The organism is Streptomyces sp. ISL-11, assembly GCF_018614525.1.
In the GTDB taxonomy this organism is placed as follows: Bacteria; Actinomycetota; Actinomycetes; order Streptomycetales; family Streptomycetaceae; genus Streptomyces.
Window position 1 is genome coordinate 1 of sequence record NZ_JAGGOL010000012.1, and the last position, 26,769, is coordinate 26,769.

Genomic DNA, 26,769 nt, shown 5'->3' on the forward strand with positions numbered 1-26,769 from the left:
CCGTCACCGACCGCGACGCCGCCGAACAGATCCGCTCCATCCGCACCGCACCCCTCCTCTTCGGCTGGCGCGGCACCGCCCCCGTGGACACCCGCGCCCTCCAGGAGCTGCTGCTGCGCGTCTCCCGGCTGGTGGACGACCACCCCGAGGTCGTCGGCGCCGACCTGGAGCCCGTGATCGTCGCCCCGCAGGGCGTCCACGTCCTCGGCGCCACCCTGCGCCTCGCCCCGCCCCCGGCCCGTACGGACCTGGGGCCGAGAAGCCTGCCGGTGGTCTAGGGGGTGTCCGGTGGGTCTTCGGCCGCGGGCCGCCGTCTTTGCCGCCTGCGGCGGCGGGCGCCCTCCGGGCGCGACCTCAAGCTCCCCCAGCGGTAGCTGGGGGAGCTTGACGACACCGCCGCGCAGCGGTGGTGCGTACGACACGCCCCCCGCACCCGCTCACGTGATCCGCCGGACACGGCCCGGCGGAGGCCGCCCGGGGCCGCGATCAGCCGTGCGGGCACGCGCGGAGGGACCTCGTACGCCCCGTAGGATGGGCGTATGGCGAAGACCGGTACGACGACCCAAGGGCTGCGCGCGGCGATCGAGCGCAGCGGCTACTACCCGGCCCTCGTGGCCGAGGCGGTGGAGGCCGCCGTGGGCGGGGAGCCGGTCGCGTCGTACCTGGTGCACCAGGAGACGACGTTCGACTCCAACGAGGTGCGCCGCCACGTCACCGTCCTCGTCCTGACCGGCAACCGTTTCATCGTCAGCCACACCGACGAGCAGGCCGCCGACGGCACCTCCCCCTCGCCGTACGCCACCACCTCCACCGAGTCGGTCAAGATCGGCCGGATCTCCTCGGTCGTGCTCAGCCGCGTCGTCGCCAACCCCGAGGCGTACACCCCGGGCACCCTGCCCCGCGAGGTCGTCCTCACCATCGGCTGGGGCGCGGTCTCCCGGATCGACCTGGAGCCCGCCGCCTGCGGCGACCCCAACTGCGACGCCGACCACGGCTACACCGGCTCCTCCACGGCCGACGACCTGAGCCTGCGCGTCAGCGAGGCCGGCGACGGCCCGGACACCGTCCGCCAGGCGCTGGCCTTCGCCCAGGCGCTCTCCGAGGCGACCGCGGCGACCGGCCGCTGATGTCCTACCCGCTCACCTCGGGCGGCCCGGCCTGGCCCGAGCCCGCCCCGCTCGACCCGCGCTCCGCCCCTCTCCCGCGCTACGGCACCGGCTCGCTCGCCGACCTGCTGCCCTCCATCGCGACCGGCATGGGCGTCCCCGGCCTGGGCTCCGGCATGGAGCTGACGCCCGCCGACCGGGTCGGCGTCTTCCTCGTCGACGGCATGGGCTGGGAGCTGCTGCGCGCCCACCCCGCCGAGGCGCCGTTCCTGCACTCGCTGATGGCCGGTTCCCTGAACGGCACCGGCGAGCCCATGACCGCAGGCTTCCCGTCCACCACCGCGACCTCGCTCGCCTCGGTCGGCACCGGCCTGCCGCCCGGCGCCCACGGCCTGCCCGGCTACACCGTCGCCGACCCGGCGACCGGCGCGCTGATGAACCAGCTGCGCTGGCGCCCGTGGACCGACCCGCACGCCTGGCAGCCGTACCCCACCGTCTTCCAACTCGCCGACGCGGCGGGCGTGCACACCTGCCAGGTCTCCGCGCCCGACTTCCAGCACACCCCGCTGACGAAGATCGCCCTCAGCGGCGGCACCTTCCACGGCCGCCTCTCCGGCGAGGACCGGATGGACCTCGCCGCCGACCGCCTCGGCGCCGCCGACCGCACGCTCGTCTACACCTACTACAGCGACCTCGACGGCAAGGGCCACCGCTTCGGCGTCGACTCCGACGACTGGCGCGGTCAGCTCATGTACGTCGACCGGCTCGCCCAGCGGCTCGCCGAACAACTCCCGCCGCGCTCGGTGCTGTACGTCACCGCCGACCACGGCATGATCGACATCCCCTTCGACCCCGAGTCGCGCATCGACTTCGACGAGGACTGGGAGCTGCGCGCGGGCGTCGCCCTCCTCGGCGGCGAGGCCCGCGCACGCCACGTCTACGCCGTGCCCGGCGCCGCCGCCGACGTGCTGGCCGTGTGGCGCGAGGTGCTCGGCGAGCAGATGTGGGTCGCCGGACGGGACGAGGCGATCGAGGCGGGCTGGTTCGGCCGGCCCGGGGACGGCGTGGACGACCGCGTGCACGGACGGATCGGCGATGTCGTCGCCGCCGCCCGCGACGACATCGCGATCGTCGCCACCGAGACCGAGCCCAACGAGTCCCAGATGGTCGGGCTGCACGGCTCGATGACGCCCGTGGAGCAGTTGGTGCCGCTCCTCGAAGTGCGGTCCTGAACCGCGGTCCCGCCCCCTTCACCTCCCCGACTCGACGACTGACGAAAGGCATTGGCTTCTCCATGCCCGAGCTGGTGTTCTTCTCCGGAACCATGGACTGCGGAAAGAGCACCCTCGCTCTGCAGATCGAACACAACCGATCCGCCCGCGGCCTCCAGGGGATGATCTTCACGCGCGACGACCGGGCGGGCACGGGCAAGCTCTCCTCCCGGCTCGGCCTGGTCACCGACTCCGTCGAGGCGGGCGAGGGCTTCGACTTCTACGCGCACATCGTCGCCCACCTCTCCGCGGGCGGCCGCGCGGACTACGTCATCGCCGACGAGGCGCAGTTCCTCGACCCCGGGCAGGTCGACCAGCTGGCGAGGGTCGTCGACGACCTCGAACTCGACGTCTTCGCCTTCGGCATCACCACCGACTTCCGCACCAAGCTCTTCCCCGGCTCCCAGCGCCTGATCGAACTCGCCGACCGCATAGAGGTGCTCCAGGTCGAGGCGCTCTGCTGGTGCGGCGCGCGGGCCACGCACAACGCCCGTACGGTCGGCGGCCGGATGGTCGTCGAAGGCGCGCAGGTGGTCGTCGGCGACGTCAACCAGCCGGAGGCCGTGGTCGGTTACGAGGTGCTGTGCCGGCGTCACCACCGCCGCCGGCTGACCTCGGCCGCGGCCCACGCGGCGGCCCTGTCACCCGACGTCCTGCCCGTCGACCCCGCTAACGAGCCGTCCGCAGGAGCGTGAGGACGGCCCCCTCCGGGTCCGCGACCGTGGCCACCGGGCCGGCCGGCCCTTCCCGCGGGGGCTCCAGGACCCGCCCGCCGAGCCCGCTCACCCGGGCAGCCGCGGCCTCGGTGTCCGCCACCTCGAAGTACGTCATCCAGTGCGGGCCCAGCGCGCGCGGGAGCGCGGCGCCGATGCCGCGCAGCGCCGCGACCGGGCGGCCGTCGAGGCACAGCGTGAGGCAGTCGGTGTCCGCCGACTCCGCCGGCTTGGCCTCGTAGCCGAAGAGCGACTGGTAGAACTTGACGACCGTGGCCGTGCGCCGGGTCACCAGTTCGTGCCACACCGGCGTCCCCGGAACACCCGTCAGCTGAGGGCCCACCAGCTGCTGCCCCTGCCACACCCCGAACGGCGCCCCCTCCGGGTCGGTCGCCAGCACCAGGCGGCCCGCGTCCTCCGCGGCCAGCGGTCCCACGCCCACGGTGCCGCCGCAGCAGCGGATCCACTCCGCGGCCGCGTCGGCGTCGTCGCTCGCGAGGTAGGTGGTCCAGGCGGTCGGCAGTCGGCGCCCGGGCGTCACCTCGCCGAGCCCGGCCACGTCGCGGCCGTCGAGCGTGGCCCGTACGTACGGACCCAGCTGTCGGGGCCCGGGGCTGTAGTAGCTCCAGCCGAACAGACCGCTGTAGAAGTCCTTGATCGATTCCAGGTCGTGCGCCAGGAGGCTCGTCCAGCACGGGGTGCCAGGAGCGGGCCGAGCCTCCCCCGTGCTGCTCCGGGGGGACCCCCAAACCTCGGTCATCGTCATTCTCTCCTCGGACCATCGGGGTGGCCGCGCGTCCCGCGCCGTTCTGCGGCGCGCGGGTGGTACGGGACGGGGCACGTCCAGATGTTTGCACCACCGGGCGTGGCGCGCCCCCCGGCCGCGCCGGGATCCACGGGTTCCCGCAGGAGAATGCCCGAATTCGCGGGTCGTTCCCGGTTCGGCGCCATGGCCGTCCAGTATCGATCAGCTGTGCGTCGCCCCGCCAGGGGGCCGTTCGGCGCAGCGCCGGCTACGCGAGGATGGGGGCCATGAAGCCCATCATCACCGCAGTCGAACTCATGAGCGCGTTGGCGAGCGAGCGGCCGCCGACGCTGCTGGACATCCGCTACCAGCTCGGGGGGCCGCCCGGCCGCCCGGTGTACGAGGCCGGGCACCTGCCCGGCGCGGTCTATGTGGACCTCGACGCCGAACTCGCCGGCACACCGGGGGAGAGGGGCCGTCACCCGCTGCCGGACACGGGGGAGTTCGGGGCCGTGATGCGGCGGGCCGGGGTCCGCTCGGACCGTCCCGTCGTCGTCTACGACGGGGGCCAGGGCTGGGCGGCCGCCCGCACCTGGTGGATGCTGCGATGGGCGGGCCACCAGGACGTACGGGTCCTCGACGGCGGCCTGGCCGCGTGGACCGCGCGGGACGGCCTGCTGACCGCGGAGATCCCGTCCGTGAAGGAGGGCGACTTCGTTCCGCGGCCCGGGGCACTGCCCCTGCTCGACGCGGACGGCGCGGCGGCGCTGGCCCGGCGGGGCCTGCTGCTGGACGCGCGGGCGGCCGAGCGTTACCGGGGCGAGGTGGAGCCGATCGACCCCGTCGCCGGCCATATTCCCGGCGCGGTCTCCGCTCCGACGGCCGAGAACGTGACCGGGGACGGCCGGTTCCGGCCCGCCGCCGAGCTCACCGCGCGCTTCGCGGAGCTCGGGGCCACGGGCGAGCCGGGCACCGAGGTCGGCGTCTACTGCGGCTCGGGCGTCTCCGCCGCGCATCAAGTGCTCGCGCTGGCGGTGGCGGGCGTTCCGGCGGCCCTGTACGTCGGTTCCTGGAGCGAGTGGACCGCGGATCCCACCCGTCCGGTGGCCACGGGACCGCAGCCGGGCTGACCGGCCCGGCGGTCGGAGTCCCGGCCGGGCGCGACGCCCGCCCGGTCCTTCGCGGGGCCGGGCGGTGCGGCGTCGGCGGGCTCCCCGGCCGGTGCCGGGGAGTTGCCGGATGGTTACTCCTGTTGTCGTTTTTTCGTCACTCCTGTTTTTTGCGGCGCGTGCCGAAGACGATCTCGTCCCAGCTCGGCACGGCCGCCCGACGACCGGGCCGTACGCCGTCCGCCTCCGCCTGGCGGTCCGTCGTACCGGTCAGCCGGTCACGGTGGCCGGCCACGGAGCGTGGCATCAGCACATCCGCGTAGGCGGCCCCCGCGCTCGCCGCCGGGGCCGGCGGCTCGACGGCCTCCGGTTCCTCGGCGGGCTCGTCGACGGCCGGCGCCACGGAGGGCGGTTCGGGCACGACCATGTCGCCGCGGAAACTGGGCACGGCCTCCAGCAGGCTGGTCAGCGAGTCGCGTTCCCTCGACGTGTCCTCCGCCGCGGCCCCGGTGTCCGGAGGGGGTGCCGCGGGCGGCTGCCGGTCGGCGGGCCGGTCCAGGCTCCGGTCCAGCGGCCGGTCCCGCGGCAGGCGGGCGATGCGCGGCACGAAGGGGAAACTCGGCTCGGGCGTGTCGTCGGTCTCGCCGATGAGTGCCCGTGCCTCGTCGTCCATCGCCTGAACGATCCGCCTGGGCGGGTCGAAGCTCCAGCTCGCGGCGCGTGGTTCACCGGCCGACCGGTAGACGAGCAGCACCTCCCAGGTGCCGTCGTCGCGGCGCCAGGAGTCCCACTGCGCGCTGTCCTTCTCGGCCCCGCGCAGCACCAGCCGCTCCGCCACGGACTCGCCGAGCGGCGGACCGGTGTTCTCGCCGGGGCGGCGTACGGGCGTCTTGCGGGCGCGCTCGGCCATGAAGGCGCGCTCGGCCAGCACCGGGCCCTCGAACCTGCGGACGCGCTCGACGGGAATGCCCGCGAGCTGGGCGACCTCCTCCGCGGAGGCACCCGCCCGTATCCGCGCCTGGATGTCACGAGGCCGGAGATGGCTCTCCACCTCGATCTCGATCTGGCCCAAGCGGGCACGGTCGTTGCGCACGGCGGCGCGCAACCGTTCGTCGATGGGAAGGGTGTACTCCGTGCTGTCCGCAGCCTTGAGCACCAGCCGTGTGCCGTCGTTGGAGACGGCCACGACACGCAGTTCGGGCATGGGGACCTCCCGGGTGGTGCCTGCCGACGTCACCTGCGTCGCTGCTTCCGCTAGTCGAGTGTGGCCTGCCCGGGTGCAGCCTGCCACAACATTGCCGAGTTGACGGGGCGAGAGCCGCCTGGGCCCCTCCCGTTGGGTCCGGGCAGCCGGACGGGACACCGGGGCCAGGGCTCGCCACAGTACTCCATTCGGACCACGGGGGGTGGATCGGCGCGCCATGGAAGTTCACGCGGGAGAAGGGAGTTGGTCCAGGCCGCGAAGGCGCGCCTCGGCCGTACGGGTGTCGAGGTTCACACAATCGCCTGAACCGGAACTGTTCGTTACGCTCGAATGTCTCTTCTACCTGCAAGAGGGACCGAAAGGGCTAACAGAGGCGGGAGATGGACGACAAAGGCGAAAGCGAGGCAAAGCGGCAGAACAAGCGTCTGGAGCTGAGCGTCGCGCAGGTCTCCGGCAGCGCCGTGGCAGCGGTGATCGCCGCCCTGCTCGCGGGCAAGCTCGGGGTGTACGGCACCGTGATCGGTGCCGGCGTCGTGAGTGTCGTGGCCACGTCCGGTGGCACAATTTTCCAGCACTTGTTCAGACGTACGGGTGAGCAGCTCCGCGAGGCGACGACCCAGGCCGCACGGCCGAAAATGCGCCAGGTACCGGTGCGCGACGCCGGCCGGGCGGTCGGCCGGGGCGGCGCGGAGTGGGACCGTACCCAGGCACTCCGTCATACGGGTGGGGCTGACGGGACCGGCGATGCCGATGCGACCCGGTTGCTTCCGGGCGTCGATGCGGCCGGGACGACACCCGGTGACGACGCGACACGGCTGTTGCACGGTGCCGGGCACCCGCCGGAGCGAAACGGCGCACACGCGGGTGCGCATTCCCATCCACGCGCCGACGCGCACGCCGATGTCCACCCCGGTGCGTTCCCCGGGGCCCTCGATGACGAGTACACGACGGGCACGACCCACGGCACCCGGATGCGCGGCTGGAAGCGCCCGCTGCTGGCCGCCGGCGCGGTCTTCGTGCTCGCCATGGGCACGGTCACCGCGGTCGAGCTGGTCAAGGGATCCAGCGCGGACGGCGGCGACGGCACCTCGGTGATGCAGATCGTCAAGGGCGGCTCGGCGCAGAAGAAGCAGGACACCCCGCCGCCGGCCCCCGACCCGGGCCGGTCGCACGGCGGTGGCCAGGACAGCGGCACGGACGAGGACGGCCCGTCATCGGACCCGCACGGTTCCCGGCCCGGCGGCGGTACGGGGGAGGGTTCGCCCAACCCCTCGACTCCGTCCCCCACCCCGTCGGAGGGTGGCTCCTCGCCCTCCCCGAAGCCCGGCCCGACCGGTGGCACCCCGTCGCCGGACAGCGGCAAGGGCGGCGACAAGGTCACCGGCGGGGCCGCCACCGGCGGTCAGGCCACGGGGGGCGGTCAGACCGCCCCGCCGCCGCAGGGCCAGAACGCGGCGGCGGGCACGGTGTCCTAGGCGGTGTCCTCAAGCTCCCCCAGCTACCGCTGGGGGTGCCCCCGACGGGCTGAAAGCGACTGAGCCCAGCCGGAATCAAGCCCGTCCGGCGTTTGAGGACGCGCCCGCAGGGCGCTCGCCGCCGCAGGCGGCACAGCCGGCCCGCAGCCGAAGGTTCGCCGGACACCACCCTGGGGCCCGCGCGAGGGCCTCAGGCCCCCAGCACGCGCCGCAGATAGTCATTGCCGAAGACGCGCTGCGGGTCCAGCCGGTCCCGCAGCGCGGCGAACTCGGCGAAGCGCGGATACGCCTCCGCCAGATACCCGGCGTCACGGCTGTGCAGCTTCCCCCAGTGCGGCCGCCCGCCGTGGGCCGTCATGATCTGCTCGGCCGCGGTGAAGTAGGCCCGGAACGGCGCGCCCCGGTACATGTGGACGGCGAGGTAGGCGGTGTCGCGGCCGTAGGCGGTCGACAGGGGCACGTCGTCGGCCGGGGCGGTCCGCACCTCCACGGGGAAGGCGATCCGCAGGCGCGACCGCTCGATCATCGCTCTCAGCTCCCGCAGCGCCGCCAGGGCGGCCTCGCGCGGCAGGGCGTACTCCATCTCCACGAACCGGACCCGGCGCGGGCTGGTGAACACCTTGTACGCGACATCGGTGTAGGTCCGGGCCGACAGGGCGCGGCCGGCCGCCTTCGCCATGCCGGGCACGGCGGCGGGCACGGCGCGGCCGACGGTGCAGACGGCCTGGAAGAGCCCGTTGGACACCAGCTCGTCCTCCACCCAGGCGCCGAACCGGGCGGGCGGCGCTGCGGGGCCGGCGCTGCGGTTGTTGCGCTTGGTGACACAGCTTTCGGTGTGCGGAAACCAGTAGAACTCGAAGTGCTCGTTCTCGGCGACCAGCTGATCGAACTCCGCCGTCACCCGGTCGAGGGGCATCGGCTCCTCGCGGGCCGTGAGCAGGAACTCCGGCTCCACCGCGAAGGTCAGCGACGTGATCACCCCCAGCGCGCCGAGGCCCAGCCGGGCCGCCGCGAGGACCTCGGGGTTCTCGCGCGCCGAACAGGTGAGCACCGAACCGTCGGCCGTGACCAGCTCCAGGCCCGTGACCTGGGCGGACAGCGAGGCGGAGGTTCGGCCCGTCCCGTGGGTGCCGGTGCTGACCGCCCCGGAGACGGTCTGGGCCATGATGTCGCCCATGTTGGCCAGCGACAGGCCGTGCGTGGACAGCGTCTCGTTCAGCTGCCGCAGGGTCGTTCCGGCGGCCACCGTCACGGTGCCGGCCCGCCGGTCGATGCCCCGGATGCCGGTGAGGCGCTCGGGACGTATGTGCAGGCCGTCCGTGGCGGCCGCGGCGGTGAACGAATGCCCCGTCCCGGCCGCCTTGACCCGCAGGCCGTCCGAGGCCGCCCGCGCCACCGCCGCCGCCAGCTCGCGCGTGCTCGCCGGTGCCACGGTCCGCGCGGGCCGGGCGGTGACGTTCCCCGCCCAGTTACGCCACGTATCCCTTGTCCCGGTCGTTCCGGTCGTCTCCGTCATGTGCGCCAGACCCTCCCCTTGCCTGCGGCACGAATCCCTCCGGCCGCCGCGGCGCCGGCCTGCGCAGCCGGCGGTACCCCAGGAACGCGACCGCCGCCGCGAGCACCCCCGCCACCCCGGACACCGCGTACCCCGCGGCCGCCCCGGAGGCGTCCACCACCCAGCCGGCGGCCGACGACCCCAGCGCCACCCCGACCGCGAGCCCGGTGCTCGTCCAGGTCATGCCCTCGGTCAGCTTCGCGCGCGGTACGTGCTGTTCGACGAGGGCCATCGTCGTCACCATGGTCGGCGCGATGGACAGGCCCGCGACAAAGAGCGCCACGGCCAGGAACGGCAGGCTCCCGACCAATTGGAGGGGGATCATACTCACGGCCATCGCGCACACCCCCAGCAGCCAGCGGCGGGCCATGTCGCCCTTCAGGCGCAGCAGCCCGAAGACCGCCCCCGCCAGGCAGGAGCCCAGCGCGTACGTCGCGAGCACCAGGGCCGCGGCGGACTTGCGGCCCTCCTCCTCGGCGAAGGCGACGGTCACCACGTCGACCGTCCCGAAGATCGCGCCCATCGCGACGAACGTCCCCACCAGTACCTGGAGCCCGGGGGAGCGCAGCGCGGAACCGCCGCTGTGGTGGTCGCGCGGATGCGGTACGGGCTCGGTGGCGCGCTGCGCCGTCAGCCACAGGACGCCGACCGCCAGGAAGCAGGCGGCCAGCAGGGGGCCGGCCTCCGGGAACCACCGCGTGGACAGGCCGATCGCCAGGATCGGCCCGAAGATGAAGCACACCTCGTCCACCACGGACTCGAACGCGTAGGCGGTGTGCAGCTCGCGGGTGCCGCGGTGGATCGCCGCCCACCGGGCCCGCACCATCGAGCCCACGCTGGGCACGCAGCCCGCGAACGCCGAGAACACGAACAGCGTCCAGTCCGGCCACCGCTGCTGCGCGCTCACCAGCAGACCCGCGACGGCGACCACGGCCAGGAGCGTCGCCGGGCGCAGCACCCGGCGCTGTCCGTGCCGGTCGACCAGCCGGGATATCTGCGGACCCACCACGGCGGCGGAGACCGCGAGAGTCGCCGAGAGGGCTCCGGCCAGCCCGTACTGCCCGGTCAGCTGGGAGACCATCGTGACGATGCCGATGCCCATCATCGACAGCGGCATCCGGCCGAGCAGGCCGGCCGCGGAGAAGCCCTTGGCGCCGGGTGCGGCGAATATTTCGCGGTAAGGACTGGGCAAGGGGGCCGCCAGGGGTTCTCGGGGGTGAATCGGGGCGCGCAGAGAGGATGGCCGTAAGGAACGTAGGTGGTCGATACAGCTTACGGGCGCACATGCGTGCGATGCACGGCCATTTCCTCGCTGTCAGTGACGGGTGGCAGGATCGGACGCATGTCGGATCAGCCAGCAGACCAGCCAGCAACAGCCCCCTACGACGCCCTGTTGCTGCTCTCCTTCGGCGGCCCCGAAGGCCCGGACGAGGTCGTCCCGTTCCTGGAGAACGTCACCCGGGGCCGCGGCATCCCCCGCGAACGCCTCAAGGAGGTCGGGCAGCACTACTTCCTGTTCGGCGGCGTCAGCCCGATCAACGACCAGAACCGCGAGCTGCTGAGCGCGCTGCGCGCCGACCTCGCCGCCCACGGCCTGGACCTGCCGGTCTACTGGGGCAACCGCAACTGGGCGCCCTACCTCACCGACACCCTGCGCGAGCTGGTGGCCGACGGACACCGCCGCGTCCTGACCCTCACCACCAGCGCCTACGCCTCCTACTCCGGCTGCCGGCAGTACCGCGAGAACCTCGCGGACGCACTGGCCGCCCTGGAGGCCGAGGGGCTGCCCCTGCCCCGCGTCGACAAACTGCGCCACTACTTCAACCACCCCGGCTTCGTGGAACCCATGGCCGACGCCACCCTCGCCGCGCTCGCCGAGCTGCCCGAGGACGCCCGCGCGGGCGCCCACCTGGCCTTCACCACCCACTCCATCCCCACGGCCGGCGCGGACATCTCCGGGCCCGCCGAGGCCCACGGTGACGGCGGCGCGTACGTCGCCGAGCACCTGGACGTCGCCCGCCTGATCGCCGACGCGGTGCGCCGGGAGACCGGCGTCGAGCGGCCCTGGCGCCTCGTCTACCAGTCCCGCAGCGGCGCCCCCCACGTCCCCTGGCTCGAACCCGACATCTGCGACCACCTGGAGACCGTCCACGGCGAGGGCGCCCCGGCCGTCGTCATGGTCCCCTTCGGCTTCGTCTCGGACCACATGGAGGTCAAGTACGACCTCGACACCGAGGCCACCGCCAAGGCCGCCGAGCTCGGCCTGCCGGTCGCCCGCGCGGCCACCGTCGGCGCCGACCCGCGCTTCGCCGCCGCCGTGCGCGAGCTCGTCCTGGAGCGCGCCGCCACCGAGCGCGGCGAACGTCCCGAGCGCTGCGCGCTGGGCGCGCTCGGCCCCTCCCACGACCTCTGCCCCGTCGGCTGCTGCCCGGCCAGGGCCCCCCGCGCAGCCGCCGCCGGCGCCGACAGCCCGTACGCGTAAGGAGCAACCGTGAGTGACCCGCTGAAGGCCGAACTCCTGACCGTGGCCCTGGAGGCCGCCGACCTCGCCGGCACGCTCCTGAGGGACGGCCGCCCCGACGACCTGGGCGTGGCCGCCACCAAGACCAGCTCCATCGACGTCGTCACCGAGATGGACCTCGCCTCCGAGAAGCTGATCACCGACTTCCTGGCCGACCGGCGCCCCGGCGACGGTGTCCTCGGCGAGGAAGGCGCGAGCACCGAGGGCACGAGCGGTGTCCGCTGGGTCATCGACCCGATCGACGGCACGGTCAACTACCTGTACGGCCTGCCGTCCTGGTCCGTCTCCATCGCGGCCGAGCTCGACGGCGAGACGATCGTGGGCGTGGTGGCCGCGCCGATGCGGGGCGAGACGTATTCCGCCGCGCTCGGCGCGGGCGCGTTCGCGGGTGACCGACCGTTGCGGGTCCGCCCCGCGGTGCCGCTCGACCAGGCGCTGATCGGTACGGGCTTCGGGTACGTGGCCGCGCGGCGCGCCGCCCAGGGGGATGTCCTGCGGACGCTGCTGCCCGAGGTACGGGACATCCGACGGGGCGGGTCGGCCGCGATCGACCTCTGCGATGTGGCTTGCGGCCGGCTGGACGGCTACTACGAGCGGGGACTCAATCCCTGGGACTACGCGGCGGGTGCGCTGATCGCGCGCGAGGCCGGTGCGGTGACGGGCGGTCGCCCGGGGGTCCCGGCCTCCACGGAGCTGACGGTGGCGGCCGCGCCGGGGCTCTTCGAGCGGCTCCAGGGGCGGCTGGAAGAGCTTGGGGCTTGGCGGGACGGTTTGGCCTGACGGCCGGTCGGGGTCTCGCAGGGTGGCCCCGTGCGGGTCCCGCTGCGCGGAGCCGTTGCCGCTGCGCGGGGCGGTGTCCGCTGCGCGGGGCTTGTTGGCGGTCGGTGCCGGGTCTGCGGGGGCCTGTTGTCGGGGCTGCTTCGCTTTACGCCCCGACAACAGGCCCCCGCAGCCCCGTCCCCTCCTGCCGGTGGGTGGGAGGAAAAGACTGGTGGTGACCGGCAACGTGACAGCTGGCCGGAACCACCAACTGGTTTTTTCCCACCCCCACGGGAGGGGGCGGGCCGGAGCGGGCCCTATACGGGGCGTAAAGCGAAGCAGCCCCGTATAGGGCCCGCGGAGGCCCGACCCCGCACCATTGACAGCCCCGCGCAGCGGACACAGCCCCGCGCAGCGGACACAGCCCCGCGCAGCGGGAAACGCACCCGCACGGGCAACCGTGCGAACCCAGAACCGCCCCCCGCGCAGCGAAAAGCGCCCGGCACAAGGCCGGACGCTTTCGTGGGATCGGTCCGAAGGACTAAGCCGCAGCGACGTGCACGCCGTGCTCCGCGGCGAGACGGTGAAGGTCGTCCAGTGCCGCCTGCTCCACCTCGGCGAGGAACTCGTCGCCCGTCCTGCGGGCCTGGTCCAAGTCGAATCGGGTGCTCTCTATGCGCTGCAGAATGCCAGCGGTGAACGCGTCCATGGTGCTGCGCCCCCTCGTCGTGGGTAGATGGCACGGGGGTGTGCCACGGCGAAACGATCACGCGCCCGCCCCGGAGGGGATCCGGCAGGCGTGATCGCGGGTGTGCAGACGTCTTCCCCACCACCGTCGAAGCGGAAACCTGCCGCCCCGCGCCAATCCGGAATCCCCGGGAAGCGCGCCGATCCGGAATCCCCGGGAAACCGGTGCCCGCCAGCCGCCCCCGCCCCCTTACGGCCGGTTTACCGGCGTTCCAGGCAGGATGGATGTACCCACCGGGACGTCACACGCCTGCTCACAGGCTCAAAGGGAAGGAACAACGCCGTGCGCGTACTCGTCGTCGAGGACGAGCAGCTGCTCGCCGATGCCGTCGCCACCGGACTGCGCCGGGAGGCCATGGCGGTCGACGTCGTGTACGACGGTGCCGCCGCCCTGGAGCGCATCGCCGTCAACGACTACGACGTCGTCGTGCTCGACCGTGACCTCCCGCTCGTCCACGGCGACGACGTCTGTCGCAAGGTCGTCGAGCTCGGCATGCCGACCCGCGTCCTGATGCTGACCGCCTCCGGCGACGTCAGCGACCGCGTGGAGGGCCTGGAGATCGGTGCCGACGACTACCTGCCCAAGCCGTTCGCCTTCAGCGAGCTGACCGCGCGTGTACGGGCCCTGGGGCGGCGTACGACCGTGGCCCTGCCGCCCGTGCTCGAACGCGCCGGGATCAAGCTCGACCCGAACCGGCGCGAGGTCTTCCGCGACGGCCGCGAGGTGCAGCTGGCACCGAAGGAGTTCGCGGTGCTGGAGGTGCTCATGCGCAGCGAGGGAGCCGTGGTCTCGGCCGAGCAGCTGCTGGAGAAGGCGTGGGACGAGAACACCGACCCGTTCACCAACGTCGTCCGGGTCACCGTGATGACCCTGCGCCGCAAGCTCGGCGAGCCCGCGGTGATCGTCACCGTCCCCGGCTCGGGATACCGGATCTGATCCCCGATGCCCCCCACCCCCACCCCAGCCCCGCCGACCGCGCCCCCCAAGCCCAGCTGGGACCCCCGGCAGCCCGTCGTGCGGCCCTTCCCGTGGCTGCGCCCTACCATCCGGATACGGCTCACCCTGCTCTACGGCGGGATGTTCCTGATGGCGGGTGTCCTGCTGCTGACGATCATCTATCTGCTGGCCGCGGACGCCCTGAGCCAGGGCAGGTCGCTGCCCTTCCGGATTCTCAACGCCCAGGTGCAGTTCACCAGCGACACCTGCCGGGACCTGAGCGGTACCACCAACAGCTCCGACTTCATGCGCGGCCTCGAACAGTGCATGCAGTACCAGCGCGCCATGGCCCTGGACAGCCTCCTCAAGCGCTCGCTGCTGGCGCTCCTCGGCCTGGCCGTGATCGCGTTCGCCTTCGGTTACGCCATGGCCGGCCGGGTCCTCTCGCCGCTGGGCAAGATGACCCGTACCGCCCGCCGCGTCGCCGCGACGGACCTCTCCCGGCGGATCGAACTGGGAGGGCCGGAGGACGAGTTGAAGGAGCTCTCCGACACCTTCGACGAGATGCTCGACCGGCTGGAGCGGGCGTTCACCGCGCAGCAGCGCTTCGTGGCCAACGCCTCGCACGAGCTGCGCACCCCGCTGGCGATCAACCGCACGCTGCTGGAGGTGCACCTCTCCGACCCCGGGGCCTCGCCCGAGCTCCAGCAGCTCGGCAAGACCCTGCTGGCCACCAACGAGCGCAGCGAGCAGCTCGTGGAGGGGCTGCTGCTGCTCGCCCGCAGCGACAACGAGATCGTGGACCGCAAGCCCGTGGACCTCGCCGAGGTGGCCTCCAGGGCCCTCGACCAGACCCGTGGTGAGGCGCAGGACAAGGGCGTGGAGCTGCGGGGGACGCGGGAGCCCGCCGTGGTGCAGGGCAATGGAGTGCTCCTGGAGCGCATCGCGCTGAACCTCGTGCAGAACGCTGTGCGCTACAACACCCCCGACGGCTGGGTCGAGGTCACCACGCGGTCCCAGCCCGGACAGGCGCTGCTGGTGGTCGAGAACACCGGGCCGGTCGTCCCCGCGTACGAGCTGGACAACATCTTCGAGCCCTTCCGGCGCCTGCGTACCGAGCGCACCGGCAGCGACAAGGGTGTGGGCCTCGGCCTGTCGATCGTGCGGTCCGTGGCCCGGGCGCACGGCGGCCGGATCACGGCCGAACCGCGAGAGGGAGGCGGCCTGATCATGCGAGTGGTGCTGCCCACCTGACAAACTCTGCGAGAATAGGGCGACCGCAGGTTCGCTTTGGGCGGAATTTTCATGGTCCGCCCCTTGCTGTAGGCGTGTGTGATCGCTCACATGCGCCAACTTCCGGCCATCCACTCTCCGTGATCGGGAGGGCCACCGGAACGCCGGGAAAATGGGGGTTTCCGGGGGTCCTGATCACGGGAAGTACACGTGATGGCGCATCCGCATGCGGCATTCGGACCGTGTACGGTCCCGTTCGCCATCCATCCCCATCACCTCTTCAGGTGTGCGGTTGGGTGTCGATTGAGTAACAGACCTTGATGTGAGGCAAAATCTCCGCCTCGGGTCGGGCACAAGTCCGGCCTCTCACGCGTTACGTGCGCTGGAGACACCGCAGACACCCAGAGGGGGAGAGCGACATGGCAACGGACTACGACACCCCACGCAAGACCGACGATGACGTCAATGAGGACAGCATCGAGGAACTCAAGGCCCGGCGGAACGACAAGTCCGCGTCGACCGTCGACGTCGACGACTTCGAGGCCGCCGAGGGCTTGGAGCTGCCCGGCGCGGACCTCTCCAATGAGGAGCTGTCCGTCCGGGTCCTGCCGCGGCAGGCCGACGAGTTCACGTGCATGAGCTGCTTCCTCGTGCACCACCGCAGCCAGCTGGCCCGCGAGAAGAACGGCCAGCCGATCTGCCGCGACTGCGACTGAGGAGTGGGTCTGCGATGGCAGGCTCGATCCCGTTCCGGAAGCGGCGTGACCGGCAGCCCGAGCTGACCGGCGGGCCGCCCGGTGACGCCGCGCGGCAGGACGTCACTGCCTCGGGCGCCACGGCCGACAGCAACGTCGAGCGAGGCCGCACGGCCTCGCTCGCCGCCGCGGTCGGCCGTGGGGCCAAGAAGGGCTGGAAGGGTGGCCGGGGAGCGCGGGCGGGCCTGACCGCCGTCGCCGACCGGATCATCGCGAACGCCCCGCGCGTTCCCGTACGCGACCTCGCGACCCTGCGCGAGCAGTTCCCGGGCCTCGGCCCCGAGCAGCTCGCCGACAAGCTGGTGACCGGGGCCGCGAACGGCACGTCCACCGTGGGCGCCGGCGTCGGAGCCGCGGCGATGCTGCCGGTTCCGCCCGCCATGCCCGCCGAGCTGGCGGCCGAGATCATCGGCGTGGCCGCCGTGGAGTTGAAGCTCATCGCCGAGCTGCACGAGGTCTACGGACGCCGGGCACCCGGCACGGCCCGGGAGCGGGCCGTCGCCTATCTCGGCGCCTGGGCCGACGAACGGGGCATCGACGTCACCGCCCCGCTGTCCGTCAACGCGGCGCTCGGCGGTCAGCTGAGGCGCGAGCTGCGCCAGCGGATCCTCAAGCGCACGTTCCGCAATCTCCCGAATCTCGCGCCCTTCCTGATCGGCGCGACCGTGGGGGCGATGATGAACCGCCGCGACACCAGGAAGCTCGCCGACAAGGTCCGCGCCGACCTGCGGCGCGAGCAGGTGCCCTGGGAGGCCCTGCCGCACGCCGGAGGCCCCGGGCTGCCGGGCTAGGCCCGTACGGCCGCCAGAGCGGCCACCAGGCGCTCGGGGGAGCGGGTGGAGAGATAGACGTACGGGGTGGGATCGGCGGGATCGGTGATCTCGATCCGCACCGCGGTGGGCACATAGCCCCGCAGCAGCATGAACGCCCGGCTGTCGGCCTTGTACGTACGCCAGGCGCGAGCCTCCTCGGCGTCCAGCACCTCGGCGTCCCCCAGCGCCTCGACCGGGATCCGCGCGTCGCCCGCCACCAGCGCGCCGCCCACCACCCGGATCCGCGCCGACCCGTACGAGCTCACGGCCACCGCGGCGAGCGCCCCGCCGCCGAACAGCCCGCCGAGCATCGGCACCGTGCCCAGCGGGAGCAGGATCAGCGCCATGGCGACCCCGACGAGGACCGCGATGAACCACCAGGAGCGGGGCGCGGTGAGGCGCTCTTCGTAAGGCTGCATGCGCTCAAGCCTGCCACGGGCGGGACCGGGCCCGGCCGTCGCGGGTAAGGTCAGCCCCTGTGAGTGGACGAACGACAGCGCTGACGCCGCCGGCCGGAGCCGCGCCGCCGGTGCGGCACCCCGATGCCCCCGCGCCCGGACAGATCATCGGGGCGCACTACGAGCACTGCTTCGGCTGCGGCGGGGGCGTCCCGCACGGCCTGCACCTCGAGACCCGGGCCGGCGAAGGGGTCAGCGTCACCGCGGAGTTCCGCGTCAAGGAGGCGCACCAGGGCGCGCCCGGCCTCGCGCACGGCGGCGTGCTGGCTACGGCGCTGGACGAGACGCTGGGCTCGCTGGGCTGGCTGCTGCGGGTCATCGCGGTGACCGGCCGGCTGGAGACGGACTACGAACGGCCCGTGCCGGTCGACGCCGTGCTGTACCTGGAGGCCGAGGCGCACGCCGTCCACGGCCGTAAGATCTACGCGACGGCCACCGGCCGCATCGGCGGTCCCGACGGACCGGTGGCGGTTCGCGCGGCGGCGGTGTTCATCGAGGTGAAGGTCGACCACTTCATCGAGAACGGCCGTCCCGCCGAGATCCAGGCCGCCCTGGCCGACCCCGACCAGGTGAAGGTCGCGCGAGCTTTTGAGGTGAACCCGTGAGTCGTCAGCCCGTCGATGTGCTGCTCCGCCGTGTGGACCCGGAGGTGCCGGTCCCGTCCTACGGTCACCCCGGCGACGCCGGCTGCGACCTGGTCACCACCGAGGCCGCCGAGCTGGCCCCGGGGGAGCGGCTGGTACTGCCCACCGGGGTCTCCATCGCGCTGCCCGACGGCTACGCCGCGTTCGTGCACCCGCGTTCGGGTCTCGCCGCCAGGTGCGGGGTCTCCATGGTGAATGCCCCGGGGACCATCGATGCCGGGTACCGTGGAGAGATCAAGGTGATTGTGGTCAATCTGGACCCGCGGGAGACCGTGCGGTTCGAGAGGTTCGACCGCATCGCCCAGTTGGTTGTCCAGCAGGTCGAGAAGGTCCGCTTCCACGAGGTGGCGGAGCTTCCAGGCTCGGCACGGGCCGAAGGGGGCTTCGGGTCCACCGGTGGCCACGCTGCCGTGGGGAATGGATTCGCTTCGGTCGTTGCCGACCGGGAAGGACAGTGACGTGTTCGGTCGTCGCCGCAAGCGCAGCGAGGACGCCGTCGATCACATCGACGACGTGACCTCCGAGGAGTCGGCTGGGGGCGAGGAGTCCGTGGAGGACGCCGCGGCCGAGAGCCGGGTCCGGCTGGAGCCGGAGCCGCGCCCCGACGGGCCGTGGGACCTCTCCGAGGTCCGGGAGCCCGGCGAGGGCCGGGTGGACCTGGGCGGGCTGTTCGTGCCCGGTGTCGAGGGCATGGAACTGCGGGTCGAGGTCGCCGGTGACGCGATCGTCGCCGCGACCGTGGTGCTGCGCGACAGCGCCGTGCAGCTCCAGGCGTTCGCCGCCCCCAAGCGCGAGGGCATCTGGCACGAGGTCCGCGAGGAGATCGCCGGCGGCATCACCCAGCAGGGCGGCGTCGTCGACGAGGTGCAGGGCCCGCTCGGCTGGGAGCTGCGGGCGCAGGTGCCGGTGGCGCTGCCCGACGGCACCCAGGGCGTGCAGCTCGTCCGCTTCGTGGGCTGTGACGGGCCGCGCTGGTTCCTGCGCGGTGTGATCTCCGGGCAGGGCGCGGTGCAGCCGCAGACCGCCGGTCTGCTGGAGCAGATCTTCAAGGACACGGTCGTCGTGCGCGGCGATTCCCCGATGGCGCCGCGCGACCCGATCGTGCTGAAGCTGCCGGACGACGCGCAGATGGTGGCCGAGGGCCTCCAGCAGGAGGAGTCCGAGGGCTCCCGCTTCGCCGGTGGCGTGGACCGTCTGGAGCGCGGTCCGTCGATCTCCGAGGTGCGCTGAGAGAACGTGGGAACGAGCTGAAAAACGCTCGTCAGACGGCTGGATCCAGCCGTTCCGCTGGGCCGTGACCCCGAGTCTGGGGTTGCGGCCCAGCGGCGTTTCCGCAGGCCGGAACCGTGCGCGTATGGATGGCGTCAAGGGGGCGCCCATGGCCGTAAGGGAGTCGTCAACGGGGCGTGCACCGGTCATGGCGAGCGCTTTGCTGTGGGAGTCCGTTCCTGTCCGAACTCTCTAGGAGCACACGATGGCCGACCTGGCCTTCGTCGTCACCACGATCGCGGTGTTCGCGTTGGTGGCTCTCGTCGCCAAGGGGGTGACGAAGCTGTGACCGCCGAGAACGTCGTCGGCCTGGTCGTGGCCGTCGCCCTGCTGGGCTACCTGATCCTCGCCCTCGTTTTCCCGGAGAGGTTCTGAGCACAGACATGAGCCCCGTCCTTTCCGGAGTCCTCCAGCTCACCGCGGTCATCGTGGCGCTGGCGCTCGCCCACCGCCCGCTGGGCGACTACATGGCCGGCGTGTACAGCTCCGACAAGCACCTGCGCGTCGAGAAGTGGATCTACCGCTCGATCGGTGCCGACCCCGACGCGCAGATGCGCTGGCCCGCGTACCTGCGCGGCGTCCTCGCCTTCTCCGCGGTGGGCGTCCTCTTCCTGTACCTGCTCCAGCGGATCCAGGGCGTCCTGCCCGACTCGCTGTCGCTCGGCTTCACCGCGATCACCCCGGACCAGGCGTTCAACACCGCCGCGTCCTTCGTCGCCAACACCAACTGGCAGTCGTACTCCGGCGAGCAGGCCATGGGCCACGCCGTCCAGACGCTCGGCCTCGCGGTACAGAACTTCGTCTCCGCGGCCGTCGGCATCGCCGTCGCCGTCGCGCTCGTCCGGGGCTTCGCCAGGTCCCGCACCGGCGAGCTGGGCAACTTCTGGGCCGACCTGGTGCGCGGCACCGTCCGCGTCCTGATCCCGCTCTCCGTCATCGGTGCGGTCGTGCTCGTCGCGTGCGGCGCGATCCAGAACTTCGCGGGCATCCACGAGATCGGACAGCTGACCGGCGGCACCCAGCAGGTCAACGGCGGCGCCGTGGCCTCGCAGGAGGTCATCAAGGAGCTGGGCACCAACGGCGGCGGTTACTTCAACGCCAACTCCGCCCATCCCTTCGAGAACCCCGACGCCTTCACCAACCTCTTCGAGATCTTCCTGATCCTCCTCATCCCGTTCTCGCTGACCCGGACCTTCGGCAAGCTCGTCGGCAACGTCAGGCAGGGCTACGCGATCCTGGCCACGATGGGCGTCATCTGGGTCGCCTTCACCGCGCTGATGATGTGGACCGAGTACGCGCACCACGGCGCGGCCCTCCAGGCGGCCGGCGGCGCGATGGAGGGCAAGGAGCAGCGCTTCGGCATCGGTGCGTCCGCGATCTTCGCGACCACCACCACGCTCACCTCCACCGGTGCGGTCGACTCCTTCCACTCCTCCTTCACCGGCCTCGGCGGCGGCCTCACGCTGCTGTCGATGATGCTCGGCGAGATCGCGCCCGGCGGCGTCGGATCCGGCCTCTACGGCATGCTCGTCATGGCGATCATCGCGGTCTTCATCGCGGGCCTGATGGTCGGCCGTACGCCCGAGTACCTCGGCAAGAAGATCGGCACCCGCGAGATCAAGCTCGCCGCGTGCTACATCCTCATCACCCCGACCCTGGTCCTCGGCTTCACCGCCCTGTCCATGGCGCTGTCGACCCCGCCGGACTCGATCCTGAACACCGCGGGCAACTCCGTGCACAACAGCGGCGCCCACGGCTTCTCCGAGGTCCTCTACGCCTTCACCTCCGGCGCCAACAACAACGGCTCCGCGATGGCCGGCCTCAGCGCCGACACACAGTGGTACAACACCACGATCGGCCTCGCCATGCTCCTCGGCCGCTTCCTGCCGATGGTGTTCGTCCTGGCGCTGGCCGGTTCGCTCGCCGAGCAGAAGCCCGTACCCGAGACGGCGGGAACCCTGCGCACGGAGAAGCCGCTCTTCGCGGGCCTCCTCGTCGGCGCGATCCTCATCATCACCGGCTTGACCTACTTCCCGGCCCTGGCCCTCGGCCCGATGGCGGAGGGACTTTCATGAGCACCACCACCCCTGTCCGACCCACGTCGAAGGACCTCAAGGACGCCCCCGCGCACGGAACCCAGGAGCCCGGCCGCGTCTCCGGTGGGCTCTTCGACCCGGCGCAGCTGATGACGTCGCTGCCGGACGCGTTCCGCAAGCTCGACCCCCGGGTGATGATCAAGGCTCCGGTCATGTTCGTCGTCCTGATCGGCTCGGTGGTCACCACCGTGCTGGCGGTCGAGGACCCCGGTGACTGGTTCGGCTGGGCGATCACCGTCTGGCTGTGGCTGACGGTGCTGTTCGCCAACCTCGCCGAGGCCGTCGCCGAGGGCCGCGGCAAGGCCCAGGCCGACACGCTGCGCAAGGCCAAGACCGACACGGTCGCCCGCCGCCTCGGTGGCGGCGTCGAGGAGTCGGTCCCCGGCACCGAGCTGCGCGTGGGCGACCTCGTCGTCTGCGAGGCCGGCGACATCATCCCCGGCGACGGCGACGTCGTCGAGGGTGTCGCGAGCGTCGACGAGTCCGCGATCACGGGCGAGTCGGCGCCGGTCATCCGCGAGTCCGGAGGCGACCGCAGCGCCGTCACCGGCGGTACGAAGGTGCTCTCCGACCGCATCGTCATCAAGATCATGACGAAGCCCGGCGAGACCTTCATCGACCGGATGATCAACCTGGTCGAGGGCGCGGCCCGGCAGAAGACGCCGAACGAGACAGCCCTCAACATCCTGCTGGCCTCGCTCACCATCGTCTTCCTGCTCGCCGTCGTCACCCTCCAGCCCTTCGCGATGTACGCGGGCGCCGAGCAGTCGATGGTCGTGCTCGCGGCCTTGGTGGTCTGCCTCATCCCGACCACGATCGGCGCGCTGCTCTCCGCGATCGGCATCGCCGGCATGGATCGGCTCGTCCAGCGCAACGTGCTGGCGATGTCCGGACGCGCGGTCGAGGCGGCGGGTGACATCTCCACGCTGCTGCTCGACAAGACCGGCACCATCACCTACGGCAACCGCCAGGCGGCTGAGTTCGTCCCGGTCAAGGGCACGACCGCCGCCGAGGTGGCGGATGCCGCACAGCTCTCCTCGCTCGCCGACGAGACGCCCGAGGGCCGCTCGATCGTCGTCCTCGCCAAGGGGGAGTACGGTCTGCGCGAGCGCCACGAGGGCGAGCTGGTGGGCGCCGAGTGGGTGCCCTTCACGGCGCAGACCCGGATGTCGGGCGTCGACGTGGACGGGAAGAAGGTCCGCAAGGGCGCGACCGGCTCGGTCGTCGCCTGGGTCGAGGAGCGCGGCGGCCGGGTCGCCGAGGACACCCGGACGCTCACCGAGGAGATCTCCCAGGCGGGCGGCACGCCGCTGCTGGTCGCCCTGGAGGACGAGAAGGGCGCCCGCGTCCTGGGCGTCATCCACCTCAAGGACGTCGTCAAGGAGGGCATGCGGGAGCGGTTCGACGAGCTGCGCCGCATGGGCATCAAGACCGTCATGATCACGGGCGACAATCCGCTGACGGCCAAGGCCATCGCCGAGGAGGCGGGCGTCGACGACTTCCTCGCCGAGGCCACCCCCGAGGACAAGATGGCCCTCATCAAGCGTGAGCAGGCCGGCGGCAAGCTCGTCGCGATGACGGGTGACGGCACGAACGACGCCCCCGCGCTGGCCCAGGCGGACGTGGGCGTGGCCATGAACACCGGTACCGCGGCCGCCAAGGAGGCCGGGAACATGGTGGACCTGGACTCCGACCCGACCAAGCTCATCGAGATCGTCGAGATCGGCAAGCAGCTCCTGATCACCCGGGGCGCGCTCACCACCTTCTCGATCGCCAACGACGTCGCCAAGTACTTCGCGATCATCCCGGCGATGTTCGCGGTGGCCTACCCGGGCCTGGACAAGCTCAACATCATGAGCCTGACCTCGCCGGAGTCGGCCATTCTGTCGGCCGTCGTCTTCAACGCCCTGGTCATCGTGGCCCTGGTGCCGCTCGCCCTGAAGGGCGTGCGCTACCGGCCGATGAGCGCCGACAGCATGCTCCGGCGCAACCTCACCGTCTACGGACTGGGCGGCCTCGTCGCCCCGTTCATCGGCATCAAGATCATCGACCTGCTCATCTCCCTCATCCCTGGCATCGGGTGACCTCACCATGAACAACTCCGTACGCAGCACGGCCCGCCTGCTGGCGGCGGGGCTCCGCGCCCTGCTCGTCCTCACGGTGGTCTGCGGGGTCGTCTACCCCCTGGTCGTCACCGGGATCGCGCAGGCGGCCTTCCACGACAAGGCCAACGGCTCCGAGGTGAAGGCCGGCGGGAAGTCCGCCGGCTCCGAGCGGCTCGGCCAGACCTACACCCTCGACACCAAGGACAGGGACGGCAACCCGCTGCCCGACCCCACGTACTTCCAGCCGCGCGCCTCGGCCGCCGGTGCCAGCACCGAGAACACCCGCTACCACCTCGTGGTCTCCGGGGCCTCCAACCTCGCCGCCGACAGCAAGGTCCTGCTGGACGACGTCGAGCAGCGCCGCGCGGACGTCGCCGAGTTCAACGGCGTCTCCCCGTCGACGGTCCCGGTGGACGCCCTCACCGCCTCCGCCTCCGGTCTCGACCCGGACATCTCGCCCGCCTACGCCCGGCTCCAGGCCGACCGCGTCGCCAAGGCCAACCACCTGCCGGCCGCCACGGTCCGCAAGCTGGTCGAGGACCACACCGACGGCCGCGTCCTCGGTTTCATGGGCGAGGAACGCGTCAACGTCCTGAAGCTCAACATCGCGCTGCGGGAGCTCGCCAAGGGCTGAGACCCACCGCGCGCGGCGGACACACCGGGAGGCCGGGGCGGCGAACGCCCCGGCCTCCCGGCGCGGTGCCTGGGAATCGAACGGCTGAACAGGGCACTCTAGGTGTGTGGTCTCCCTACCTCAGCCGCCCCAAGTGGCGCCGATCGTCCCGCACATGGTGGTGTGCGGTGACGACGGACTCGCGCACCGGCTCGCCGCCGAGCTCTCCGCCGTCTACGGCGAGCGCGTCACCCTCGTCCTGCCGTCCGTCCGCGACGGCGGCTCCCGCCCGTCGGCCGCGGCCGGCCGTGCCGCGTCCCTCCTGGGCCGGGTGACCGGCGCCGTCGGCCGGGTCTCCGCCGTCAACGGCGGTTCCACCATGGTCGGCGGGAACGGTTCGGCGTCCGGTGCCGTACGGCTCGTCGAGGCCGCCGAGCCCGACGACGACGCCTTCGCCGAGGCCGGCATCGCCGACGCCATCGCCCTCGCCCTCGTCTACGACGACGACGAGACCAACATCCACGCCGCCCTGCGGGCCCGCCGCGCCAACCCCCGCCTGCGGCTCGTCATCCGCCTCTACAACCGCCGGCTCGGCCAGTACCTGGAGGAACTCCTCGACCAGGCCGCCGGAGCGGGCACCGACGACTCCTCCCCGGCCCGCGCCCCCGAGGCCACCACGACCGTCCTGTCCGACGCCGACACCGCCGCCCCCGCCCTCGTCGCCGCGGCCGTCTCCGGCCACCGCAAGGTCGTCGAGGCCGGCGGCCTGCTGCTGCGGGCCGTGGAGAGACCGCCGCTCGCACCCGGCGAGACCCCCGAGCCCTGCGCCGCCACCCTCGCCCTGCTCCCCGCGCCCGGCTTCGAGGCGGACGGCCCCGTGCTGCTCCCCGGCGAGCGCGAGGCGACGGCGGTCACCGGCCGCGGCCGCGTCGTCCTGGAGACCGTCCGCCACGCCGAACCCCCGCGGCCCTCCCGGCTCGCCGCCCGCGGCCTGCCGCTGGGCTCGTTCTTCTCCCGGCGGCTGCGATGGGCCCTGCTCTGGCTGGCCGCCGCCGTCGGCGGGCTGGCCGTCGCCTCCTGGCTCGTCACCGGCGAGCACCCGGCGCGCGCGGCCTACCTCTCGCTCCTTGACCTCTTCGCCATCAACGACCCCGCCATAGGGGAGCCGTTGGGCCGCCAGCTCCTCCAACTGCTCTCCGGCCTGACCGGCCTCCTGCTGCTCCCGCTCCTGGTCGCCGCCGCCCTGGAGGGGCTCGGCACCTTCCGCTCCGCGTCCGCGCTGCGCCGTCCGCCGCGCGGCCTGTCCGGCCACGTCGTGCTGCTCGGCCTCGGCAAGATCGGGGCCCGGGTGCTCGCCCGGCTGCGCGAGCTCGGCATCCCGGTCGTCTGCGTCGAACGCGACCCGCAGGCCCGGGGCGTGGCGCTCGCCCGCTCGCTGCGCGTGCCCACGGTCATCGGCGACGTCACCGAGGAGGGCGTGCTGGAAGCCGCCAAGATCGGACAGTGCCGCACCCTGCTCGCCCTGACCAGCAGCGACACCACCAATCTGGAGGCGGTGCTGTACGCGCGTGCCGTCCGGCCCGACGTCCGGGTGGTGATGCGGCTGTACGAGGACCGGTTCTCCAAGGCCGTCTACCGCACCCTGCGCGACTCCCACCCGCACGGCTGGACCCGCAGCCGCAGCGTCACCTATCTCGTGGCGCCCGCCTTCGCCGGAGCCATGATCGGCCGTCAGATCCTGGGCGCGTTCCCGGTGGAGCGCAAGGTCGTCCTCGTCGCCGAGCTGGAGGCCGGAGCCCACGACGGGCTGGCGGGCCGCCGGGCCGACGAGGCCGTCGAGCCCGGCGCCTGGCGCGTGCTCGCGCTGGCCCCGGAGGCCCCGGGCGACCGGGCGGACGCCCAGGGGCAGCCGCGCCTGCCGGGCCGGCTGCCGACGGGCTACGTCCTGCGGCCCGAGGACCGGGTGGTGGTCGCCGCGACCCGGCAGGGCCTCGCGGACCTGCTGGGACGGCGGCCGGTGCCGCGGCCGAGGACGGACCTGCGGTAAGCGCGGCCCACCGGCGGGGGCGTCACGGCCCCCCGCGCCTCACCACACGTCCCCCGGCCGCCAGTCGCACGCCAGCTCCCCGTCCAGGTCCACCTTCGCGGCCATCGGCAGGACGTAGATGCAGCCGTCCTCCTCCTCGGTGCGCCGCAACCCGGTGGGGGAGAGGACCGAGGACGGCCCCCGCCACAGCCGCCAGCCGCGCCCCGCGTACAGCGGCACGGCCTCGTCCGCCGCGCCGAGCGCCCCCAGTTCGTACGCACCGCGCCGCAGCACCCGCTCCAGGGCCTCCATCACCGCCGACCCCACGCCCTGCCGGCGCCGGTCCGCCCGTACCGCCACGGCCTCCACATAGCCGGTGCGCAGCGCCCGCCCGCCGTGCAGCAACCGGCGCTGCACCAGCGAGCCGTGGCCGATGAGCTCCCCGCCCTCCCACACCAGGGCGTGCATGCCGCCCACCGTGTGGTCCCAGTCGTCCTCCGTGAATTCGCCGTCGAAGGCGTCGTCCATCAGCCGCCGGACGGCGGCCAGTTCGGCATCGCCCAGCTCCGAGGTGTGTGCCGTGCGCACGTCAGTCATACCGGTGATGCTGCCAGAG

At 72.7% G+C, this 26,769-nt stretch carries 27 protein-coding genes; 20 read left to right on the forward strand and 7 right to left on the reverse strand.

Features of this window, described 5'->3' with window-relative positions:
• The 4 genes from J7E86_RS02560 to J7E86_RS02575 all read left to right on the forward strand — a co-directional run.
• On the forward strand, positions 1-278 hold a 278-nt coding region (locus J7E86_RS02560; RefSeq protein WP_215079314.1), incomplete at its 5' end, for an acetate--CoA ligase family protein.
• Between the two features lie 261 nt (positions 279-539).
• The gene (locus J7E86_RS02565; protein ID WP_215079316.1) at positions 540-1,127 is read left to right on the forward strand and encodes a DUF5998 family protein; all 588 of its coding nucleotides are present in this window, start codon (positions 540-542) and stop codon (positions 1,125-1,127) included.
• The gene (locus J7E86_RS02570) at positions 1,127-2,338 is read left to right on the forward strand and encodes an alkaline phosphatase family protein (RefSeq protein ID WP_215079318.1); all 1,212 of its coding nucleotides are present in this window, start codon (positions 1,127-1,129) and stop codon (positions 2,336-2,338) included. The genes J7E86_RS02565 and J7E86_RS02570 overlap by 1 nt, the downstream gene beginning before the upstream one ends.
• A gap of 62 nt (positions 2,339-2,400) precedes the next feature.
• Positions 2,401-3,072, forward strand: a complete 672-nt coding sequence (locus J7E86_RS02575; protein WP_215079320.1) for a thymidine kinase — start codon at positions 2,401-2,403, stop codon at positions 3,070-3,072.
• Here J7E86_RS02575 and J7E86_RS02580 read toward each other — a convergent pair.
• Positions 3,047-3,850, reverse strand: coding sequence for a VOC family protein (locus tag J7E86_RS02580; protein WP_215079322.1), 804 nt, complete (start codon positions 3,848-3,850; stop codon positions 3,047-3,049). The two genes, J7E86_RS02575 and J7E86_RS02580, sit on opposite strands and share 26 nt — an antisense overlap.
• A 272-nt stretch (positions 3,851-4,122) precedes the next feature.
• On the opposite strand from J7E86_RS02580, the gene J7E86_RS02585 reads away from it, so the two are divergent.
• Positions 4,123-4,965, forward strand: a complete 843-nt coding sequence (locus J7E86_RS02585) for a sulfurtransferase (RefSeq protein WP_215079323.1) — start codon at positions 4,123-4,125, stop codon at positions 4,963-4,965.
• Between the two features lie 136 nt (positions 4,966-5,101).
• Here J7E86_RS02585 and sepH read toward each other — a convergent pair whose 3' ends face one another.
• Positions 5,102-6,181 carry a septation protein SepH gene (sepH, locus tag J7E86_RS02590; RefSeq protein WP_215079325.1) on the reverse strand — a complete coding sequence of 360 codons (1,080 nt, stop codon included), beginning with the start codon at positions 6,179-6,181 and terminating at the stop codon, positions 5,102-5,104.
• A gap of 347 nt (positions 6,182-6,528) precedes the next feature.
• Between sepH and J7E86_RS02595 the strand changes: the two genes are divergently transcribed.
• Positions 6,529-7,623, forward strand: coding sequence for a hypothetical protein (locus tag J7E86_RS02595; RefSeq protein WP_215079327.1), 1,095 nt, complete (start codon positions 6,529-6,531; stop codon positions 7,621-7,623).
• A 190-nt stretch (positions 7,624-7,813) separates the two neighbouring features.
• On the opposite strand, the gene J7E86_RS02600 is transcribed toward J7E86_RS02595, so the two are convergent.
• Positions 7,814-9,139: a D-arabinono-1,4-lactone oxidase gene (locus J7E86_RS02600; RefSeq protein ID WP_215079329.1), complete on the reverse strand. Its 1,326-nt coding sequence runs from the start codon at positions 9,137-9,139 to the stop codon at positions 7,814-7,816.
• Positions 9,093-10,370, reverse strand: coding sequence for an MFS transporter (locus tag J7E86_RS02605; RefSeq protein ID WP_215079331.1), 1,278 nt, complete (start codon positions 10,368-10,370; stop codon positions 9,093-9,095). The genes J7E86_RS02600 and J7E86_RS02605 overlap by 47 nt, the downstream gene beginning before the upstream one ends.
• A 150-nt stretch (positions 10,371-10,520) precedes the next feature.
• Here J7E86_RS02605 and J7E86_RS02610 point away from each other — a divergent pair, with 150 nt between their 5' ends.
• Together J7E86_RS02610 and J7E86_RS02615 are read left to right on the forward strand one after the other, a co-directional pair.
• Entirely contained in the window at positions 10,521-11,660 is a 1,140-nt protein-coding gene (locus J7E86_RS02610) for a ferrochelatase (RefSeq protein ID WP_215079333.1), read from the forward strand.
• A 9-nt stretch (positions 11,661-11,669) separates the two neighbouring features.
• Positions 11,670-12,479, forward strand: coding sequence for an inositol monophosphatase family protein (locus J7E86_RS02615; RefSeq protein WP_215079335.1), 810 nt, complete (start codon positions 11,670-11,672; stop codon positions 12,477-12,479).
• A 520-nt stretch (positions 12,480-12,999) separates the two neighbouring features.
• On the opposite strand, the gene J7E86_RS02620 is transcribed toward J7E86_RS02615, so the two are convergent.
• Entirely contained in the window at positions 13,000-13,167 is a 168-nt protein-coding gene (locus tag J7E86_RS02620; protein ID WP_215079337.1) for a hypothetical protein, read from the reverse strand.
• Positions 13,168-13,488: 321 nt separating this feature from the next.
• Here J7E86_RS02620 and J7E86_RS02625 point away from each other — a divergent pair, with 321 nt between their 5' ends.
• The 4 genes from J7E86_RS02625 to J7E86_RS02640 all read left to right on the forward strand — a co-directional run bounded on the left by J7E86_RS02625 (position 13,489) and on the right by J7E86_RS02640 (position 16,921).
• Positions 13,489-14,142 carry a response regulator transcription factor gene (locus J7E86_RS02625; RefSeq protein ID WP_215079339.1) on the forward strand — a complete coding sequence of 218 codons (654 nt, stop codon included), beginning with the start codon at positions 13,489-13,491 and terminating at the stop codon, positions 14,140-14,142.
• Positions 14,143-14,148: 6 nt separating this feature from the next.
• Positions 14,149-15,396, forward strand: a complete 1,248-nt coding sequence (locus J7E86_RS02630) for a cell wall metabolism sensor histidine kinase WalK (protein WP_215079341.1) — start codon at positions 14,149-14,151, stop codon at positions 15,394-15,396.
• A gap of 398 nt (positions 15,397-15,794) precedes the next feature.
• Positions 15,795-16,091: a DUF4193 domain-containing protein gene (locus tag J7E86_RS02635; RefSeq protein WP_087925870.1), complete on the forward strand. Its 297-nt coding sequence runs from the start codon at positions 15,795-15,797 to the stop codon at positions 16,089-16,091.
• 14 nt (positions 16,092-16,105) lie between these two features.
• Positions 16,106-16,921, forward strand: a complete 816-nt coding sequence (locus tag J7E86_RS02640) for a hypothetical protein (protein ID WP_215079343.1) — start codon at positions 16,106-16,108, stop codon at positions 16,919-16,921.
• Here the strand turns inward: J7E86_RS02640 and J7E86_RS02645 are convergent.
• On the reverse strand, positions 16,918-17,361 hold the full coding sequence (locus J7E86_RS02645) for a DUF3093 domain-containing protein (protein ID WP_215079345.1): 444 nt from the start codon (positions 17,359-17,361) through the stop codon (positions 16,918-16,920). The two genes, J7E86_RS02640 and J7E86_RS02645, sit on opposite strands and share 4 nt — an antisense overlap.
• A 59-nt stretch (positions 17,362-17,420) precedes the next feature.
• Between J7E86_RS02645 and J7E86_RS02650 the strand changes: the two genes are divergently transcribed.
• The 8 genes from J7E86_RS02650 (at position 17,421) to J7E86_RS02685 (ending at position 26,174) form a co-directional block, all read left to right on the forward strand.
• The gene (locus J7E86_RS02650; protein ID WP_215079347.1) at positions 17,421-18,005 is read left to right on the forward strand and encodes a PaaI family thioesterase; all 585 of its coding nucleotides are present in this window, start codon (positions 17,421-17,423) and stop codon (positions 18,003-18,005) included.
• Positions 18,002-18,502, forward strand: a complete 501-nt coding sequence (gene dut, locus J7E86_RS02655) for a dUTP diphosphatase (RefSeq protein ID WP_215079349.1) — start codon at positions 18,002-18,004, stop codon at positions 18,500-18,502. Before J7E86_RS02650 ends, dut begins: the two co-directional genes overlap by 4 nt.
• A 1-nt stretch (position 18,503) precedes the next feature.
• Positions 18,504-19,274, forward strand: coding sequence for a DUF3710 domain-containing protein (locus J7E86_RS02660; protein ID WP_215079351.1), 771 nt, complete (start codon positions 18,504-18,506; stop codon positions 19,272-19,274).
• Between the two features lie 324 nt (positions 19,275-19,598).
• Positions 19,599-19,688 carry a K(+)-transporting ATPase subunit F gene (kdpF, locus tag J7E86_RS02665; RefSeq protein ID WP_087925864.1) on the forward strand — a complete coding sequence of 30 codons (90 nt, stop codon included), beginning with the start codon at positions 19,599-19,601 and terminating at the stop codon, positions 19,686-19,688.
• 8 nt (positions 19,689-19,696) lie between these two features.
• Entirely contained in the window at positions 19,697-21,388 is a 1,692-nt protein-coding gene (gene kdpA / locus J7E86_RS02670; RefSeq protein WP_215079353.1) for a potassium-transporting ATPase subunit KdpA, read from the forward strand.
• Positions 21,385-23,493, forward strand: coding sequence for a potassium-transporting ATPase subunit KdpB (kdpB, locus tag J7E86_RS02675; protein ID WP_215079355.1), 2,109 nt, complete (start codon positions 21,385-21,387; stop codon positions 23,491-23,493). The genes kdpA and kdpB overlap by 4 nt, the downstream gene beginning before the upstream one ends.
• 7 nt (positions 23,494-23,500) lie before the next feature.
• Complete coding sequence (gene kdpC / locus J7E86_RS02680; protein ID WP_215079357.1) at positions 23,501-24,148, forward strand: potassium-transporting ATPase subunit KdpC; 648 nt, start codon at positions 23,501-23,503, stop codon at positions 24,146-24,148.
• 154 nt (positions 24,149-24,302) lie between these two features.
• Complete coding sequence (locus J7E86_RS02685) at positions 24,303-26,174, forward strand: NAD-binding protein (RefSeq protein ID WP_215079373.1); 1,872 nt, start codon at positions 24,303-24,305, stop codon at positions 26,172-26,174.
• A 39-nt stretch (positions 26,175-26,213) separates the two neighbouring features.
• On the opposite strand, the gene J7E86_RS02690 is transcribed toward J7E86_RS02685, so the two are convergent.
• Entirely contained in the window at positions 26,214-26,750 is a 537-nt protein-coding gene (locus tag J7E86_RS02690) for a GNAT family N-acetyltransferase (RefSeq protein ID WP_215079359.1), read from the reverse strand.
• Positions 26,751-26,769 lie beyond the last annotated feature (19 nt).